The following is a 19,384-nucleotide window of genomic DNA, read 5'->3' on the forward strand; positions in this document are numbered from 1 at the left end:
AGAAAAACAAAGAGATTATGGCAAGAAAGGAAGAGATAAAGAAAATAGTTTCCGACAATTCATCTAATGAAATTCCAACTGAGTTAAAACTATGGGATGGAGAAGTTGTAAATGTAGTAGGACCATTAGAAAAGAATACATCCTTATTAGAAGTTCTGTACCCAGTAACATTTACCTTATCAATTGTAATAGCAGGTATATTAGTCTTTATAATGGTACTTCGTCGCTCGACGGATGCAGCGATTTTACGGATATTAGGTGTAAAGGAAAAAGAAGTGAGATGGAGTCTATTTAGAGAAAATCTTATACTGGTATTAATAGGAACAGTCATAGCGTGTATAACAGTATTTGCTATATCCATAAAATCTTATCCGATAGATTTAATGAAATATATAATGGTAATAGGGGGATATATGCTAGGTACTACAGCAGGACTGATACTGGGTATAGGAAAGGTAACCAATAAAAAGCCGCTGGAAATGCTTCAGGTAAAAGAATAGATAGAAGGGGGAAATCAATATGGCAAGGTTAGAACTGGAAAATATTTTTTTATAGATATAAAAGTGCAGATAAAGATGTACTAAGGGATATTAATTGTACATTTGAAGGAGGAAAATTAAATGCAATAGTAGGACCTTCTGGTAGTGGAAAAACCACTTTACTCTCTATCATGCAGGACTTGATGAACCTACCCAAGGAAAAATCTCCATAAATGGCAGTGATTTAAAAGACATGGACTTAGATGAATACAGGAGAGATAATGTTTCAATGATATTTCAAGCATTTCAGTTATTCCCGTTGCTTACTGCTTTGGAAAATGTAAGTTTTCCTATGGAATATAAGGGAGTACCTAAAGAAGAGGCAAGAGAAAAAGGAAAAACGGTGTTGGATTCCTTGGGTATAGATGGAGATAAGCTATCTCGCTACCCTTCCAATCTATCAGGAGGAGAACAGCAAAGAGTAGCCATAGGAAGGACATTAGCCACAGGGGCAAAGGTAATACTTGCTGATGAACCTACGGGAAATTTAGATGATGAAAATAGTGATAAAATCATCGATATATTGAAACAACTAGCTCATCAACAGGATTTTTGTGTAATCATAGTAACTCATGATATGGAAATCGCAGAAGAATCGGATCATGTATGGAGAATTAAGGATGGAACTATTGAGATGATAAAATAAAGATTTGGGAGAGAGTATCTATGCAAGTCTTTCTCCTAATATAATAAGCGAGGTTTTATTATGTTTAAAGATTTTCGGAATAAATATAAAGATAATATAAAGGATTTTGTACAGGTATTCTCTTGGTGCATCAGTCTTTCTTGGAAAGTCTCCCCGATATATACATTGTTGAGAGTATTCTCGGAACTATTTAATCCTATATTAAATATAGTAGGTGCTTTTGTTTCAAAACAGATAATCAATTATATATCTGGATATACAGGGGGCTATCATAGCAGATACATATATAATCTTTTGATTTTGATGGCATTGATAGCATTGGTAAAAGTAATTATGATAAAGGTTCAAATATATACTAGAATGGTTCATTCAGAGGAATTAGATCAGTGGATGGTAAGAAATATGATGGATTTTTCTTTTGATGTAGATTTGGCTTATTTTGATGACCCCAATTATCAAGATAAGATTACATCAGCTATGAGGGATGGATCAATTCTTATTCAAGCCTTAGGGTCAAGTATTTCAGCTATATCTGCTGCTATATCATTTTTAATAGCTTTTATAATTCTCTCAAAAGAAAATATATTTTATTCCCTATTAATGATAGCAGTTGCGATACCATCTGGAGCAGCCCTAAAATATTATACGGAATCTCTTTACGACTTAAGTTTAGACCAAATAGCAAATAGGAGAAAGCTATCTTATATTCAAAATATTGCTTTTGATAGAAGATTTAGCCAAGATATGAGACTTTTTCAATCCAGCAAAATGCTTAAGGATTCTTATGACAAGCTATGGGGCAGACTATTTATTCAGCGTAAGAAAATTTTAAAAGAAAGGTCGAGAGTAACACTAATCTTAGATTTTTTACCTGAGATAGTCTTGGTTATCGTTAGCGGACATATTATTTTCAATATATTAGATGGAAAATTATTAATAGGAGATTATGTATTTTTAAGCGGATTATTAGGACAACTATGGTACTCTACATCGGGGTTTATAGCCTCTACTATGGAAATAGTTGAAAATAAGCTGAGGATGAATAATTATCAGTCTTTATTTAAATACATCAACAGAATCCAGGATGAAGGTGAATTGGAGTTAAATAAAGTAGAGAGTATTGCTTTTGAAAATGTTAGTTTTATATATCCACTTAGTGAAAAGTATGCCCTAAAAGATATTAGCTTCTATATTGATGCTCCAGAGCATGTAGCTTTTGTAGGGTTAAACGGTTCAGGAAAATCAACTCTTATAAAGCTGTTATTGAGATTTTATGAGCCGACTTCCGGAATAATTAAGATTAATGGCATAAATATAAGCTTATACTCTATTAATTCTTTAAGAAAAGCTTTCAGTGTTTACTTTCAAGATATGAATAACTTTGCTTTTAGTATTAGAGAAAATTTTCATTTAACAAATCCAAATGAAATAAATAAAGATGATGAGATAATAGAAGCGTTGGATAAATCCGATTTTATGGAAATATTAAGTTTAAATGATGCTGGATTAGATGCATATATATCAAAATTCTTTACTTCAGAGGGTTTGATTTTATCAGGAGGACAAACACAGAAACTAGCATTAGCTAGGGTGTTATATAGAAAAGATACTATTCTTATTTTAGATGAAGTTTCTTCCAATTTAGACCCTAAGGCAGAGCATGAAATTTTTAATAAGCTACAGGAGATGACTAAGGGCAGATTAACTTTATTTACATCCCATAGACTTTCTAATTTATCTCTGGCTGATAGGGTTATAGTATTGGAAAAAGGTGAAATTATAGAGGATGGTAAACCAGAAAAACTATTAAAAGATAATAAACGATATGCTGAGCTCTTTAGATACCAGCAAAAGAAATATATGGTAAAGGCCGAGGGATAGATTATGAAAATAGCTGTAATAGATGAAGGTGTAATATCGGAATTTAAGGATGAATTAAATATAATAGAGGACTTGATTGTAAATGACAAGAACTTGGTGGTAAATAGGTCAGATGATATTCGAGAGATAACAGACCATGGTTTTAATGTGTGCAAAATTATAAATTTATATGCTCCGGAAGCGGAGCTGGTGAGTATAAGAATATTTAGTACATTAGAAATGAAGACAAGTATTGAGGCTTTGATGGCTGCCTTTGAATACTGTTTGGATAAGAGAATTCCGATTATACATTTAAGTGGAGGTACGGTAAATCTTTCTGATGATTATCGTTTAAAAAATATAATTAAAAAGATTATAAATAATAATCAAATAATCGTGACAGCTCATAGTAATAATAAAGGTCTTTCTTTCCCAGCTGCTTATTTAGGTGTTTTTTCTGCTAGAGCTGGTGAATTGTTTAATTCTTATAATAATGTTAGAGATAGATGGGGATATAGCTTTTTGATGCCCTCTAAGCATAGAATAAATATAAACAAAAATTTGAATTATGTTACCCAAATAGCCAACAGTTATGCAGCACCAGCCTTAACAGCAAATATACATAATATTATCAAATCTAATAACAGTAGTAAGTCAGCAACAATATTAAATGAATTAGGTGTGACTAATAATATGTTTCTATGTGAACATCCAATTTTTTTTGATAAGGTTATTATAATTAATCTAGATGGGAAAGTAATTCTAGAAGAAGCTCTACCCTTTGAGATTATAAATATATATAATGATATAATATTTGAAGCAGATGGTGAAGATTATGTATTTATCCCTCATAACGATAAAGAGGTTAATGTTAAAAAGCTCAGAGGATTTTTAAATGCACTTCCTGTTAATGATAATATAATTCGTGTACTTTACTTAGGTATAATGGATGGTGATATTGAGTCAATAATGAAATGTTATCCATTTGAATTTTGGTTGTTGCCAGCTGATGATACTTATCCAATTTGTGCTTCTAATACTCAATTAACTAATTGTGCTACTATATATTTCCAAGGTAATAAAGAGGTTGTGTACTATATCATGACTCGATTAAGAGATGCTTTCCTAGATGATGGGTTTAATTGTTTTGCTATTTCAGATTATTTAGAAGCTGCTTTATATGGCATATACTATTTTAAAGATTTAATTAACTCTATCAGAAGGAAGCAGTTAGAATATGTTTTTGAACCAGATGTTGAATTAGTATATCCCAAATCTGAATCTTGCAGAGAAATAGAGGATTCAATGTTAATTGAAGTTATGGAAGAATGTAATAAGATAAAGCTATCAATTAGTGTTGGAAATATCAAAGAAGAAGTAGATATATGCGGTGAAGAAGATATTAAAAAGCTGTTTGCTAAAATTATAAATATGGGATAAAATTTTAGATACGAGAATATAGAATATGGCAACTAATATAATACAACATATTACAAGGGGGAAGATGAAAACGTTATATGCTAAAATAATCAAAAAAGCTATTTATATTTTGTTTATTGCCTTTGTTCTAATATATACTATTCCATTTCCAATTAATAAGGAGTCTGATGCCGTGGAAATAAAACTGGATGATCCCGCCTATCTAGAAACACATAAGATTTATATTTCAGGAAAATATAGATTAAATCTATTTACAGACAATACTTTTCAAGGTGAAATTTCTGTTCCTGAATATGAATTAACCTCTAATGAAATGGAAAGGCTACAATTTATAAAAGGTATAGATCATGAATCGCCATTAGTATATACTTACAAAGAGGGTGTTGATACTGATGGACGTCTAATCACAAAATACTATCATTTTGGAAAGATTGTGTCTAGGCCGCTTTTGTATAGAATGGTGATAGTGTTATATGAACAGTATGAAGGTAAAGATGGTGACTATGGTGGACACTTCAACAATAATACAGGCCATTGTATTGTTCCATTTGTAAGTGATCGTGAAGAAGCCTTGAAAATATTGGAGAAATATGATATACTCCCATCTAAATAGTAATAAACAAAATCCCCTGCAAAGATCCTTTATAAAGAGTCCTTGCAGGGGATTTCTTATTCCCAGTCCTTACAAACATCTATCCATTTACAGCTTTTAGATATTCTTTCCAACTCATCTAAATTAAGTTCAATAGCAGAATTGCTGCTGCCACAGGCAGGAAACATCGTAGGAAATCTTCTCATAGAATCATCTAGATATACTTTTACATTGTCAGGCAGAGCAAAGGGGCATACACCTCCGACCTCATGACCTGTAAAGCTTACGGTATCCTCTGGAGATAACATTTTGGGCTTAAAATTAAATTCACTTTTAAACTTTTTGTTGTCAACCTTTGCGTCTCCTGCAACTACTACAATCATGGCTCTATCTCCATCATAGAAGGATAGAGATTTTGCGATTCTTGCTTCTTCAGTACCCAAAGCAATTGCTGCCAATTGAACTGTAGCAGTTGATTGTTCCATTTCGAGAACATCTTTATCCTTATTGAATTGCTTTAAATATTCTTTTACTTTTTCTATAGACATTTTTCCGTTACTCCTCTAAATTATTAAGTATTTCAACCATAATACAGCAAATCCTAAAAAAAATCAAGTTTAAGTAAAAATAAAAGACTCCATATGTCCAAATAAAAAAGGATGGTTCTTCTGCACTATAGAAGAATCATCCGCTCGTGTCATATATCTATAATTTACATAATTCAGATGCTATTTGCGCTCCTAGCTTTACATTGTTATATACCAATTGAATATTTGCTGTAAGACTTTTGCCTTCTGTTAGTTTCTGAATTTTATCAAGTAAATAAGGGGTTGTTTCCTTTCCTTTGATACCAAGTTTTTCTGCTTCTACAATTGCATCATTTATAGCATTATTTATATATGAATAATCCATAGCATATTCTATAGGAATAGGGTTGGCAATTACCATAGAGCCTTTCATATTTAAATTTTCCTTTGCCTTTAAAGCTCTTGCAATTTCATCAGGAGTATCCATTCTATAATTTACTTTAAATCCACTTTCTCTAGTATAAAATGCAGGGAGATCATCTGTTTGATAGCCAATAACAGGAACACCTTTGGTTTCTAGATATTCCATAGTTAAACCAAGGTCCAAAATGGATTTTGCTCCAGCACATACAACGGCTACCTCAGTATTAGAGAGTTCCTCGAGGTCAGCAGAAATATCCATAGTTATCTCTGCACCTCGATGAACTCCGCCAATTCCACCTGTAGCAAAAACTTTTATTCCGGCAAGAGAAGCGATTATCATTGTAGCGGCAACAGTTGTGGCACCATCTTCTTTCCTTGAAACAAGAATGGGAATATCCCTTCTGCTGGCTTTTGTTACGTTAAGTCCTTTTTTACCAAGATGGTCAATTTCCTCATGAGTAATACCTACAGTAAGTTTTCCTCCTATTATAGCAATAGTTGCAGGGATGGCTCCATTTTCCCTAACTATCTTTTCAACTGTTAGAGCTGTCTCTACATTCTGAGGATAAGGCATGCCATGGGATATAATAGTAGATTCTAATGCTACTACAGGTCTATTTTCATCAATAGCCTTTTGTACTTCAGGATTTATTACTAAAATATCTTTTAAATTCATCATATTGCCTCCAATTATTTTCCATTATATTTTCAATATTTTGTGCTGATATATCTTTTGATACTGTTTGATTTGATCTTACACAAATATAAGATGCGGCTAGGCCGGCTTTAGCTGATTTTTCTAAATCAAAATCCTTTAAATACGCCCAAGCAACAGCAGCTATATAACTATCACCTGCTCCAGTAGTATTGATTATTTCAGTTGGTATAGGTAAGATACTTCCTTTAATAGTCCCATCAGTATAGTATACACCCCTAGCACCTAAAGACACAAACAGTCTTTTAATACCTTTTTTAAGGATAATACTAGTTGCCTTTTCTAAATCTTCTGCGGTGATAATTTTCATATTAGAAAGAATTTCTGCTTCTATAATATTAGGTTTTAAGGTATGAACGTTACGAATAGAATCTTTGATTTTTTCAGTCTTTTTAGTAGAAACGGTATCAAGAAATATAGGAACTTTAGAATTATCCATTAGATATTCCAATGACTCTTCAGGGATGTTAGTGTCTACTACACATGCTGCTCCGCCATTGATTATTTCAAGCTTTTTTTCTAAATAACTGGGAGTTATATATTTGTAAATCTCCATATCAGAAATGGCTACTTGCATTTCACCTAATTCATTATTAATACAAATATAAGTAGAAGTTCGTTCATTAGGCATAATCTGAGAATGTTCTAAGCTAATATTAAGTTCCTTACAGCTATCTTCTATTTCACGAGAATAACTATCATTTCCTAATACAGTTATAAATTCTATATTGACTCCTAATCTACTAAGGTTTTCAGCAATATTTCTTGCAACTCCACCTAATGTCAATGTTGTTCTACCTGGATTGGAATCATTGGGAGTTAAATTATAATAGGGTGTACCTATAATATCAATATTGGCACCACCAATAACAGACACATATTGTCTTTCCATCTATTTACCTACCTCCTGAATACCATAATATATCTTTATAGTAAACTTAGTATCTAAGATTGTCAACGGCTTACAAATGGATTTGTGAGAAAAAATAAAGAAGTAAATTGGATTTTCTGAAATAAGAACTAAAATCAAAATAAAATCCAATTCTTCAGAAGAAGAATTCGATTTTATAGATAGAACCTGCCCAGTTCAAGACACTATGACAAATTCACCTACTATGAAAACTGAGTTTGTTGTAGAGAAATAAGAGTTAGATAAATGGTATAAAATATAAGGTGGAGTATACTGATAAGCTCCACCTTTATCTATTCTAATATTTAAAACAATATATGCATAAACAATGCAGTTATAGGTATAGCTATAATAGTTCTTTCAAAGAAACATATGATTAATTCACTTAATTTTACTGGCAATTTTGCTGCCATCATTACAACTATAGTTTCAGAGAAGAAAATAATTTGGACTATTGAAATAGTTGTGACTACATATCTAGCACCGATATCTAACAACTCTACTTTATCAGCAATTAATAATACTGGTAAAAACATTTCAGCGATTCCTACTGGGAGAGAAGGTGCTATTTCAACGGCATTAGGTACTTGAAACAACTTAAGTAGTGGAACAAATAGAGCTCCGAGCCAATTAAAAAAAGGAGTATATTCAGCAACAATTAGTCCTAAAATTCCCATGGAAGCTAATAAGGTCAACACCTTAGGAAATACAATATATCCATCAATTAAACTAGATTTTATTTCACTGAAAATATTATTAGCAGTATAAGATTTTTTTATAGCTCTATCCAATCCTGTTTTAATAATTCCTTTTCCCTTATTTTTTTGAGTTTTAATATCGTCTTTCGTTTGAGCTTTACCATTATAATAAATATCTTTTTTTCTACATAAAGGTGATATCCTTGCCATTATTGCACTAATCAATAGAGTGATGAATAATGCTATAAAATACACTTTTAAGAAATGATCAGCTAAACCTGCCGTTTTAATTACCATATAAGCAAATCCTACACTTACTGCACTAAATCCTGTGGCAACGAGGACAGCTTCTTTCTCTGTATAGACTCCTGTATGATATAGCTTATTTGTAATCAAAACTCCTACTGAGGAGGAACTGACAAAAGATGCTATAGCATTTACTGCTGCTCTTCCAGGAACTTTAAAAACAGGTCTCATCAGAGGTTCCATCAATGACCCGACAAAATCTATTACTCCATAATTTAATAGAAAAGGCATAAAGAAACAGCCAACTGGGATTATCCAAGCTACACCCATTACTATTGCTGGGACAACAGTTCCGCCGGTGCTAGCTCCTACTATCCATTCTGGACCTGTAAATCCAGGAACTGTTGCATCCAGAGTATATAATAAGGTAAAGAAACCACCTAGTAAAAACATGAAGGGATGAAACACAGAATCTTCACCAAAATAGTTACCTAACATAGTATCTTTTTTAGCAAAAAATTTTCCATATACGCTCAAAACTCCAGTAAATACTATAACTAAGGTTATTAACCATAGTCCAAAATTTCCTAAAGCCTTTATAAAGAAATTGTAGATAAAACCAAAAGGAACATCTGCCGCTCCATTTATGGTTAAAGGTATAAAGAATACGAATATGGCAATTGCAGTAAAAAAAACAGATTTTATCAAACCTATTTGGCTGCTTTTTTTGTTTAAGGATAAAGAGTCTAGAACTGTAACATCATTTAAATCTAGATTTAATTTTTTTAGTTCTTCTAAATTATCTCCCCTAATCAAAGTATCGGACATATATAAATCCTCCAGTCTTTGGTTTATTTTTATCTTATTATCTACTATTTTTTTTCTTTAGAGCAAGGATTGATAAAAACTCAAAAGCAATATTAGCAGCCATATATGATGTAATCTCTCCAAAATCATATGGTGGTGCAACTTCAACAATATCAAAACCTACAAAGTTTAATTCCTTAATTCCTCTAATTAAATTTAAAGTTTCAAGGGAAGTGAATCCTGCTACTTCTGGTGTTCCTGTACCAGGAGCATAGGCTGGGTCTACAAAATCAATATCAAAGGTAAGAAAAGCTTTTTTATCTCCTACCCTTTCTTTAATTTGTTTTAATAGCTCTTCAAAGCCCATTTCTCTGATTTTGTGAGCTGGGATTAGCTTTAGACCTAGTTCAGCAGCCATTTTATGTTCATTAGGGTCATATAAGGAGCCCCTCATACCAATTTGGATAGAATGTGAAGGATCTATTAAGCCTTCTTCAATAGCTCTTCTAAAAGGAGTTCCATGATTGTATTTTTCACCAAATACTTCTTCATTAATATCCGCATGGGAATCAAAATGAACCAATGCTACTGGACCATGTTTTTTGGCAATTGCTCTTAATTCAGCAAGGGTTATTGAGTGATCTCCTCCTAAAGCTATTGGTGTAACATCTGCATTGACGATTTTAGTCATTTCCTCTTCGATTTTTTCATAGCTAGGTAGTATATAGCCTGGGACTATATTTATGTCCCCATAGTCTCCGCCCTTTAGCTCATCTAAGATATTGATTTCCATTATTACATTATTAGGCTTCATCATTACAGAAATGTTTCTGATTCCATTAGGACCAAATCTTGCACCTGTTCTAAAGGAACTTGCTGTGTCAAAAGGAATGCCCACAATAGCAAAGTCTAAACCTTCTAATTTATCAATTCTTGGCATCCTCATAAATGTACCCATATTAACAAATCTTGGTGAGGATGAAGCACTTGCTGGTTGGTTTGCATTAATATTTTCCATTTTTATACCTCCAAATAAATTTTATTTTTCGATATACTATATAGCAAGTCCTATGCCAAAAAAACAACCTGATAAATCAAGGGTTTACAACAAGAAAACTGAAAACAGGAGGAATAATTTCCTCCGCAAGATGCTTAAATGATTATAAAATAAGAGCCAGTCAATACCAATAATTTAAGGAGGAATAATTTCCTCGTGGGAAATCAGTCCTCCTTAAATTCTAGTTTGATATTTAGCCTTTTGAATTTCTTTCTTATGGTACTCCTATCTAAGTCTAGTATTTCACCCATTTCATAGGTGCTTTTGCATTGAGACATTATATCTAGGAGTAGTTTTCTTTCATATTCTGCAATAATATTTTTATAGCTGCTGATTTTATTTATATCAAAGTTTGAATAATCTCCTATAGAAACTAATTGGCAATCAATGATATCCTGTCTATTAATAATATCATCATTAGTTGTGACCACTAGTCTTTCAATAAGGTTTTCAATTTCTCGAATATTTCCAGACCAATTATAACTCAACAATATTTTCATAGCTTCTGGACTTATCTTTTTATTATAATTATATTTTTCATTAAACCTATTTAAGAAATTTAAAATGAGAGGGGGTATATCCTCTTTTCGCTCTCTTAGTGGAGGAATTGTTATGGGAACAACCTTGAGTCTATAATACAAATCTTCTCTAAAAGCTTTATTTTTTACCATATCTTGTAGATTTCTATTAGTAGCTGCAATAATTCTAATATCAATAGGAATAGTAGTTGTGCCTCCAACCTTAGTTAATTCTTTATTTTGTATTACATTTAATAATTTTACTTGTAAGTTAAGTGGTAATTCTCCTATCTCATCAAGAAATAAAGTTCCTTTATCTGCTAATTGAATTAATCCCACTTTTCCATCTTTATTTGCACCAGTGAAAGAGCCTTTTTCATAACCAAATAATTCTGATTCTAAAAGATTCTCGGGTATTGCACCACAATTAATTTTAATAAAAGGCTTATTATATCTAAGACTGTTGTTGTGTAAGAAGTAACTTAAAACTCCCTTACCAACACCAGACTCACCTTCAATAAGAACTGTTGAATCAACTTTAGCAACCCGAAGCTAGATCTATTATTTTATCCATCTTGTCACTATTATAGATGATATTGCTATTCTTTGCTTTATCCTTAGAGCTGATAATATCCAATTCTTGTTGATATTTTTTGTTGATTAATTTAGCTTCTTCGAGACCTCTTTTCAAATCCCTTAATTCAGTTATATCTCTAGAATTGATGACAATTCTATATAATTCTCCATTTTTAAATATTGGAGTTCCAGTTCCTATAACTTCTTTACCATTTACTTGTTGGAGCATGGAAATTTGTTTTTTTTCTTTAATTACAGCTAAAGCAACGGACTCTGAATATATACCTTCTGCTACTAATTCTTCCATATGTTTTCCTATTACATAATCAGCCTTTACACCATCAATTCTTTCACATGATTTATTAAATCTTAAAGTTACCCCTTTTCCATCAGTAATATGTATTCCATCGTTTGAGGCGTCGAGAATAGCATTAAATTCTTCCATTAAATCCTCATAAGCATTTTCGCAGTCTTTTATTCTATTATGTTTTACGGTAATAGGAAAAATATCTGTAAAGTTATTTTCATTCATAATTATATCCTCCACAAAAGTTAAAAATCTTTCTAAGTTTTCATTTCTATTTTCTAATACTTATATTATATCATTTGAATTTATTTTATTTAACAAAATAGATTATATACTATTAATTCGGTATAGTATAATAATATACTTACTTTATTATACTAACTATGGTATAATATTAATAGGTGGTGAATGAAAATGGAAAAATATCATTTATGTCCAAAATTTGAAGATGCATTTGAATTGTTAGGAAAAAGATGGACTGGACTAATTATAAGAACATTATTAAATGGACAAAAACGTTTTACTGATATATCAGCAGCAATACCTAATATGAGCGCACGAATGCTCACAGAAAGATTTAAAGAACTAGAGCAAGAAGGCATAGTTATACGAAAGGTATATCCAGAAACCCCTGTAAGAATTGAATACGAGCTTACAGACAAAGGAAAGGAACTTAGCACAGCCATGGATGAAATACAAAAGTGGGCTGAAAAGTGGGGCTAATAACTAAATGAACTATCAAAAATCCTCTATTTTAATTAGAGGATTTTTTTATAACCCACAGGAAAGTTTTATCTCATTTTAATTGTAACTTTCAATAGAATGGATTTAGAAAGATGCTTCCTAAATTGATAATTCAATGGAAGTATTTTTTATTTAAAATATTTTTAAATTCTGCTTGACATATAAATTATCTTATGTAATAATATAACTAAACTAAGTAACTAAAAGTAACTAAGTAATAAATAAAAATAAAATAATAAAAAATAACTAAATAAAGGAGAGAAGATTATGTTAAGAAAGCTAGATAATAAAAACATGGGTAGATCTGATTTAGGCTGGCTAAAAAGTATTTTTCATTTTTCTTTTTCAAACTATTACAATAAGGATAATATGAACTTTGGAGTGTTAAGAGTATTAAATGATGATTTGGTTAAAACTAATACCGGATTTGAAATGCATCCTCATAAAGATATGGAGATAGTATCCTATGTAGTAGATGGAGAGCTTACACATGGAGATAGTATGGGGAATAAAAATACTATCACAAGAGGACATGTACAATATATGAGTGCAGGGACGGGAATCTATCATAGTGAACATAATTTAGGAGAAAATACTTCAAGGTTTTTACAAATATGGATAATTCCAAATGAAAAAGGACTTACGCCAAACTATGGTGATTATAGGTTTCAATGGGAAGATAGAAGGAATAAATGGCTTCAAATAGTATCAAGTACTGAAGGAAATGCACCTATAAAAATATATCAAGATGCAAATATACACGTACTAGAATTAGAAAAAAATAAAGAAATAGATTTTAAAGTTAGAGAAGGAAGACAGGCATATTTAGTACAGATAGAAGGGATTTCAGAGATAAATGAAATTGAATTAAAGGATAGAGATGCATTGGAAGTAGTAGAAGAAGATATACTAATAAAAGCAAGAGAAACATCTCATGTTTTGGTAATAGAAATGAAAAAAGGAAATTAAATGGAGGAATAGAAAATGACTATGAATTTTAATCAAGCGGTAGAAAAAAGAAGAACATATTATGGGATTAGTAAGGATAAAGTAGTATCTGACGAAAAGGTTCAAGAAATTATAGAACATGCAGTAAAACATACACCATCAGCTTTTAACTCACAAACTGCGAGAGTAGTGTTGCTATTAGATAAACATCACACTAGATTATGGAATATAACTAAAGAAGCATTGAGAGAGAGAGTAGCAGCTGATAAATTTCTTCTACAGAAGAAAAGATTAACTCATTTAGCGCTGGATATGGTACAATTTTATTCTTTGAAGATACTAACATAGTAGAATATTTGCAAAGAGAATTTCCAACTTATAAAGATAATTTCCCTATCTGGTCACAGCAATCAAGTGGAATGCATCAATTTGTAATATGGACATCATTAGAAATAGAAGGATATGGAGCATCATTGCAACATTATAATGAACTTATTGAAGAAGATGTGAAAAAAGAGTGGAATATACCTAGCAGCTGGAAATTAATTGCTCAGATGCCATTTGGAAAACCAACTACTGAACCAGGAGAAAAAGAATATAACTCTTTAGAGGAAAGAATTAAGATATTTAAATAATAATAAATACTCCTTTCTAGGAATAATCAAATAAGATTAAACTAGAAAGGAGTATTATTTTATCGTATAACCTTTCTTAAAAAGTCTTGAGTTCTCGGATGTTCTGGATTATTAAATATTTTATCAGGAGTACCTGTTTCTACAATTCTTCCATCATCCATAAAGATAACCCTATCTCCCACTTCCTTAGCAAATCCCATTTCATGAGTAACTACTATCATAGTCATCCCGTCCTTCGCTAAGGACTGCATTACATCCAATACCTCTCCAACCATTTCCGGATCTAGAGCAGAAGTAGGTTCATCAAAAAGCATGAGATCAGGTGACATTGCCAATGCTCTTATAATGGCTATTCTTTGTTTTTGTCCTCCAGATAATTGATTTGGGTAATTATATGCCTTATCCTCTAAACCAATTCGTTTAAGCAAGCTCATGGCAATTTTTTCAGCTTCTTCACTAGTAATGTTTTTAACCTTTATAGGTGCTATGGTTATATTTTCTAAGACTGTAAGATGAGGAAATAGGTTAAATTGCTGGAAGACCATACCCATTTTTTCCCTTACCTTGTTTATATCTGTATTTTTATCAGTAATGGATTTACCCTCGAACATTATATCTCCACTACTTGGATTTTCCAATAGGTTTAGACATCTTAGAAAAGTGCTCTTTCCAGATCCACTAGGACCTATTATTACAACTACCTCACCTTTTTTTATATCTTCATCAATTCCTTTTAATACATCTAAATTACCAAATTTTTTATAGAGATTCTTTACTTTTATCACTAGCACCTAACCTCCTTTCCAAAATGCCTAATAGTTTTGAAAGTGAGAATGTAATAATAAAATAAATAATACCTGCAAATATTAAAGGAGCAAAAGGCCTATAAGTTATACCTCTTAAAGTATCAGCATTATACATTAGATCTTGTACTCCAATAACAGATATTATTGCAGACTCTTTTATCAGAACAATAAATTCGTTACCTAATGCTGGCAATATATTCTTAAAAGCTTGTGGAATAATTATATATTTCATTGCCATACTTTGAGGCATACCTAAAGACCTTGATGCCTCCATCTGACCCTTGTCTATAGATTGAATCCCTGCTCTTATTATTTCTGCTACATAGGCTGCACTATTTAAAAATACAGCTATGGTCCCAAGAAATATTCTAGAAGATGGTAGAGGGATTAATTTTGGAAGTCCGTGATATACTAAAAATATTTGTAGTATTAAAGGAGTTCCTCTCACAATTTCTATATAGGATGCAGCAATCCCTTTTAAAAACTTATTGTTTGAAAGTTTCATCAAAGCTAATAATATTCCTACTAAGCTCCCAAAGATTACACCAAATAATGAAATAAGAAGGGTTGTGCCAGTACCCTTTAAAAAATAACTATAATATTCAACAAAAAATTCTATATCCATGGATACACCTCCTAAAATCTAAGCTATATAAAAGATATGGGCAAAAGGAAATATCTGTTTCCTTTTGCCAATTATATTTTATATTAATCTTGATCTGCTAATTCGGTTGCTTCCTGAATTAGCTTATCTATTGAGCCATCTTTTATTAGCTTGTCCAGTGTTCCATTAATAGATTCCAACAAATCTGATTTACCTTTATTGATTGCCACTGATACACCAGATTCTTCACCTAAAATAACTTCAGGCATATATAAGTTTGGGTTTTGAGCTATATAAGCTTCAGCTACTGGCTCAGCCAGTATTATACCATCTATTTTATTATTATTAAGTTCAAGTACTAAATCAGTAATTTTACTTAATCCTATTACTTCAGCATCAGTAAATTTCTCTATTGCAATTTCCTCTTGGGTTGTTGATTTTTGTACCCCTATTTTAAGACCTTTAAAGTCCTCTGGTCCTTTTAATTTAGCAGCATCTTCTTTTCTTACGATCATTCTCTGTTTACCTGCATAATATGGTATAGAAAAATCTACAACTTTAGCTCTCTCTGGTTTTGGTACCATACCAGCCACTATAAAATCAATATCATCAGTAACTAGTGCTGCTAATAAACCATCAAATTTCATATCGACAATTTCAAGTTCTACTCCGATATCGGCTGCTATCTGTTTAGCAATTTCAATATCAAATCCTACTATTTCATCTTTACCATTAATTAACTTATGAAATTCATAAGGTGGATAATCTGCTGATGTACCTAGAACTATCTTGCCTTTTTCTTTTATTTCAGTAAGCTTACTTCCAGATGACTTATTGCATCCTACCATTCCAATCATCATACTTATAACAAGAATACCAATAATTATTTTTTTATACATTTTTATTCCTCCCAAAATTATATATTATAGTTATAATTTTGAGGAATGTCTGGTGTCTTCGGAATTCTTTCCAAGCTTAATTGTAATAGAATTCCAAGTGCTCTCGTAGGTGTCTGGACTTTTCAAGATTAAGGCCTCCTTTGCATAGTATAATAAATTTTAAAAACCATTATATTACAGAAAATATAAAGATGCAAGAAGTTTTTTAAAAAACTTCTTGCATCTTTTTTAAATCAGGAAATTTTTACTTATCAAAAATAGAAATCATTATAACTGCTAATAGTATTAATCCAATTCCAAAGATAGTCTTTAGTCCAAAACTTTCATTTAATATTAATATTCCTATAATAACACTGGTAATAGGTTCAAAAGTACTTAAAATAGATGTATTTTGAGGACCAACTATTTTGATTCCAATTTGAAAAAAATTTACGCCTAATCCTACTGATAAAGATAAGAATAGCGCCATCAGCCATCCTAAGGGTTTCATATTTATTGTAAATGTTCTAGTTATTATACTAAAGATTAGCATCATAATAGATGCAATTAAACATAGATAAAAAGTTAATTTCATTGTGTTCATTTGCTTTAGACCACTTTTATCTAAGTAGATAGTATAAAAGGCAAAAGTAATACTTGATGCAAAAGCAAGGAATATTCCAGCGAAATTAATATTTCCATTACCATCATAGAACATCAGGACTCCCAGCAAACAAAGTATAACTGCAATTATTTTTATGATACTTGGCTTTTCTTTAAAAAATAATATACAGCCAAGTATTACAAATACAGGATATATAAAATGGATTGTTGTTGCCATGCCAGAAGGGATGTAGTTATAGGATAAATATAATAATAATGCTGTTGCTCCATATCCTAATGTACCTACAAAGACTATTTTTTTAAACTCTTCTTTTGTAATTTTTAAAGTTTCCTTATCATTTCTCTTAATTAACAAGTATAAAAAAGGAAGTATCAATGAAAACCTATAAAATGTCAGACTTATTGCATTACCACCTGATTCATAAACAATTTTAGCCATTAGAGGCATACTTCCAAAAATAGTTGCAGAAATAATAACTGCTAATATACCTTTAGATTTGATACTCATAATCAATCCCCCATTATGTAATTCATCATAATTTCAGTATATAGAACTTTTATATTATAATCAATCAAATACTTGATATTAGCAAAAACTACTCTTTGAAAATGTATATTATTTAACATCTTGCAAGAAAAAAATAAAAACTTGCAAAAATGCACTTGATATTATTTTGAAACTATGCTAGAATTGTTTAAAATATTATTTAATACATTAAAGCAAGGAATTGGAAGGAAAAACCATATAATCGCCGTAAGGCAGTGAATAAACTAGATGAAGCAAGATGAGGCTAGACAAAAAAGAAAAAAGTCATTAGAAATCAGAGGATGTAGTAGTAAGAAAAATAAAATGTTGATTTTTTAAAAAAGAAATATAAAATAAGTAAACTTGCAAAAAAGAACATAACACAAATGAGGGGGAAGAAAAATGATTTACAGTGGCATCGATACTTTAAGACCAAATCTTTTTAAGGAAGCATTTCCTTATTCCGAAATACCAAAAGTAAAATTTAATAATATTCAATTACCAATGGATATTCCAGAAAATATATGGATTACTGATACTACCTTTAGAGATGGGCAGCAATCCATGTCATCTATGACAGTAGAGCAAATGGTTAGAATCTATGATTATCTTCATGAGTTAGATAATGGCTCAGGCATCATAAGACAAACTGAGTTTTTTTATATTCTGATAAGGATAGAAAAGCCGTAGAAGAATGTATTAAAAGAGGATATGAGTTTCCACAGATTACTTCTTGGATTAGGGCTAATAAAGAGGATTTTAAATTAGTAAAAGAGATGGGAATTAAAGAAACAGGTATACTTATGTCTTGCTCTGACTATCACATATTTCATAAACTAAATATGACTAGAAGAGAAGCAATGCAGACTTATCTTTCTATTGCTGAGGCCGCTTTGGAAAATGGAATCACTCCGAGATGTCATTTTGAAGATATAACTCGTGCAGATTTCTTTGGATTTGTAGCTCCATTGGCGAAGAATTTAATGGGATTATCTGATAAGTATAAAATACCTGTGAAGATAAGGGCTTGTGATACCTTAGGGGTAGGAATTCCTCATGTTGGAGTAGAGTTACCTAGATCGGTACCTGCCCTTATTCATGGATTAAGATATTATTGTGATGTGCCTTCATCATCTATCGAGTGGCATGGACATAATGATTTTAATTCTGTGGTTGTAAATTCAACTACTTCTTGGTTATTTGGAGGTTCCTCTGTCAATTCTACATTATTTGGAATTGGTGAAAGAACTGGGAATTGTCCATTAGAAGCCATGGTATTTGAATATGCACAAATAAAGGGAACTACTAAGAATATGGATCTTAAAATAATTTCTGATATAGCTGATTATTTTGGAAGGGAATTGAACTATATTGTACCAGCTCGTACACCTTTTGTAGGGAGTGAATTTAATGTCACTAGGGCTGGAATCCATGCAGATGGTATGTTAAAAAATAAAGAAATATATAATAGCTTTGATACTGAAAAGATTCTAGGTAGACCACCAATAGTTGCAGTAAATTCATACTCTGGATTGGCAGGTATTGCTGCTTGGATAAATGGATATTTTAAACTAAGTGATATAAAGAAAATAGATAAAAATGACCAGAGGATTTTGCCAATTAAAAAATGGATGGATGAAGAATATGCTAATGGAAGAACTTCAAATATTGGCAATGATGAGCTTAAGGAATTAGTATTTAAATTTATTCCAAATATCTTAGGCAAGGAAGAAACAAAGGCAATTTAGATGTTGATTG

The 19,384-nt window shown here is 31.2% G+C and carries 19 protein-coding genes and 2 pseudogenes; 10 read left to right on the forward strand and 11 right to left on the reverse strand.

The window, feature by feature from the left end:
• From CIW83_RS17795 to CIW83_RS17815, 5 genes and pseudogenes are all read left to right on the forward strand, one after another.
• A partial coding sequence (locus CIW83_RS17795; protein WP_143598589.1) for an FtsX-like permease family protein occupies positions 1-500 on the forward strand: 500 nt, incomplete at its 5' end.
• 125 nt (positions 501-625) lie between these two features.
• Positions 626-1,185, forward strand: a pseudogene (locus CIW83_RS17800) (ABC transporter ATP-binding protein).
• A gap of 60 nt (positions 1,186-1,245) precedes the next feature.
• Complete coding sequence (locus tag CIW83_RS17805; protein ID WP_094903718.1) at positions 1,246-3,066, forward strand: ABC transporter ATP-binding protein; 1,821 nt, start codon at positions 1,246-1,248, stop codon at positions 3,064-3,066.
• 3 nt (positions 3,067-3,069) lie between these two features.
• Positions 3,070-4,485: a S8 family serine peptidase gene (locus tag CIW83_RS17810; protein ID WP_094903720.1), complete on the forward strand. Its 1,416-nt coding sequence runs from the start codon at positions 3,070-3,072 to the stop codon at positions 4,483-4,485.
• A gap of 64 nt (positions 4,486-4,549) precedes the next feature.
• A complete protein-coding gene (locus CIW83_RS17815) occupies positions 4,550-5,098 on the forward strand; it encodes a hypothetical protein (RefSeq protein WP_094903722.1) in 549 nt (182 codons plus the stop codon).
• A gap of 56 nt (positions 5,099-5,154) precedes the next feature.
• Here CIW83_RS17815 and CIW83_RS17820 read toward each other — a convergent pair whose 3' ends face one another.
• The 7 genes from CIW83_RS17820 to CIW83_RS17850 all read right to left on the reverse strand — a co-directional run bounded on the left by CIW83_RS17820 (position 5,155) and on the right by CIW83_RS17850 (position 12,086).
• Positions 5,155-5,625 (reverse strand): YbaK/EbsC family protein, encoded by a 471-nt coding sequence (locus tag CIW83_RS17820; RefSeq protein ID WP_094903724.1) that lies wholly within the window; start codon positions 5,623-5,625, stop codon positions 5,155-5,157.
• A gap of 157 nt (positions 5,626-5,782) precedes the next feature.
• Entirely contained in the window at positions 5,783-6,703 is a 921-nt protein-coding gene (locus CIW83_RS17825; RefSeq protein ID WP_304440626.1) for a pseudouridine-5'-phosphate glycosidase, read from the reverse strand.
• Positions 6,669-7,634 carry a carbohydrate kinase family protein gene (locus tag CIW83_RS17830; RefSeq protein WP_094903728.1) on the reverse strand — a complete coding sequence of 322 codons (966 nt, stop codon included), beginning with the start codon at positions 7,632-7,634 and terminating at the stop codon, positions 6,669-6,671. Before CIW83_RS17830 ends, CIW83_RS17825 begins: the two co-directional genes overlap by 35 nt.
• A 323-nt stretch (positions 7,635-7,957) precedes the next feature.
• Positions 7,958-9,424, reverse strand: a complete 1,467-nt coding sequence (locus tag CIW83_RS17835; RefSeq protein ID WP_094903730.1) for a YjiH family protein — start codon at positions 9,422-9,424, stop codon at positions 7,958-7,960.
• A 37-nt stretch (positions 9,425-9,461) separates the two neighbouring features.
• Positions 9,462-10,421, reverse strand: coding sequence for an agmatinase (speB, locus tag CIW83_RS17840; protein ID WP_094903732.1), 960 nt, complete (start codon positions 10,419-10,421; stop codon positions 9,462-9,464).
• A gap of 203 nt (positions 10,422-10,624) precedes the next feature.
• On the reverse strand, positions 10,625-11,497 hold the full coding sequence (locus CIW83_RS17845; RefSeq protein ID WP_094903734.1) for a sigma-54-dependent Fis family transcriptional regulator: 873 nt from the start codon (positions 11,495-11,497) through the stop codon (positions 10,625-10,627).
• A 19-nt stretch (positions 11,498-11,516) separates the two neighbouring features.
• Positions 11,517-12,086, reverse strand: coding sequence for a PAS domain S-box protein (locus CIW83_RS17850; protein WP_094903736.1), 570 nt, complete (start codon positions 12,084-12,086; stop codon positions 11,517-11,519).
• A 189-nt stretch (positions 12,087-12,275) separates the two neighbouring features.
• On the opposite strand from CIW83_RS17850, the gene CIW83_RS17855 reads away from it, so the two are divergent.
• From CIW83_RS17855 to CIW83_RS25000, 3 genes and pseudogenes are all read left to right on the forward strand, one after another.
• Positions 12,276-12,584 (forward strand): helix-turn-helix domain-containing protein, encoded by a 309-nt coding sequence (locus tag CIW83_RS17855; RefSeq protein ID WP_094903738.1) that lies wholly within the window; start codon positions 12,276-12,278, stop codon positions 12,582-12,584.
• Between the two features lie 288 nt (positions 12,585-12,872).
• Positions 12,873-13,574, forward strand: a complete 702-nt coding sequence (locus tag CIW83_RS17860; RefSeq protein ID WP_094903739.1) for a pirin family protein — start codon at positions 12,873-12,875, stop codon at positions 13,572-13,574.
• A 21-nt stretch (positions 13,575-13,595) separates the two neighbouring features.
• Positions 13,596-14,188: pseudogene (locus CIW83_RS25000) on the forward strand (nitroreductase family protein).
• Positions 14,189-14,247: 59 nt separating this feature from the next.
• Here the strand turns inward: CIW83_RS25000 and CIW83_RS17870 are convergent.
• From CIW83_RS17870 to CIW83_RS17885, 4 genes are all read right to left on the reverse strand, one after another.
• On the reverse strand, positions 14,248-14,973 hold the full coding sequence (locus CIW83_RS17870; protein ID WP_094903741.1) for an amino acid ABC transporter ATP-binding protein: 726 nt from the start codon (positions 14,971-14,973) through the stop codon (positions 14,248-14,250).
• Positions 14,948-15,619: an amino acid ABC transporter permease gene (locus tag CIW83_RS17875; RefSeq protein WP_094903743.1), complete on the reverse strand. Its 672-nt coding sequence runs from the start codon at positions 15,617-15,619 to the stop codon at positions 14,948-14,950. The genes CIW83_RS17870 and CIW83_RS17875 overlap by 26 nt, the downstream gene beginning before the upstream one ends.
• Before the next feature lie 83 nt (positions 15,620-15,702).
• Positions 15,703-16,497: a transporter substrate-binding domain-containing protein gene (locus CIW83_RS17880; RefSeq protein WP_094903745.1), complete on the reverse strand. Its 795-nt coding sequence runs from the start codon at positions 16,495-16,497 to the stop codon at positions 15,703-15,705.
• Between the two features lie 244 nt (positions 16,498-16,741).
• Positions 16,742-17,608 (reverse strand): DMT family transporter, encoded by an 867-nt coding sequence (locus CIW83_RS17885; protein WP_094903747.1) that lies wholly within the window; start codon positions 17,606-17,608, stop codon positions 16,742-16,744.
• A 420-nt stretch (positions 17,609-18,028) separates the two neighbouring features.
• Between CIW83_RS17885 and CIW83_RS23965 the strand changes: the two genes are divergently transcribed.
• Entirely contained in the window at positions 18,029-18,316 is a 288-nt protein-coding gene (locus tag CIW83_RS23965) for a hypothetical protein (RefSeq protein ID WP_235601403.1), read from the forward strand.
• A 35-nt stretch (positions 18,317-18,351) separates the two neighbouring features.
• Positions 18,352-19,374, forward strand: a complete 1,023-nt coding sequence (locus tag CIW83_RS17890) for a 2-isopropylmalate synthase (RefSeq protein WP_235601404.1) — start codon at positions 18,352-18,354, stop codon at positions 19,372-19,374.
• Positions 19,375-19,384: the final 10 nt, after the last annotated feature.

Origin of the sequence: Tissierella sp. P1, assembly GCF_002266425.1 — a bacterium.
GTDB lineage: Bacteria > Bacillota > Clostridia > Tissierellales > Tissierellaceae > Tissierella > Tissierella carlieri.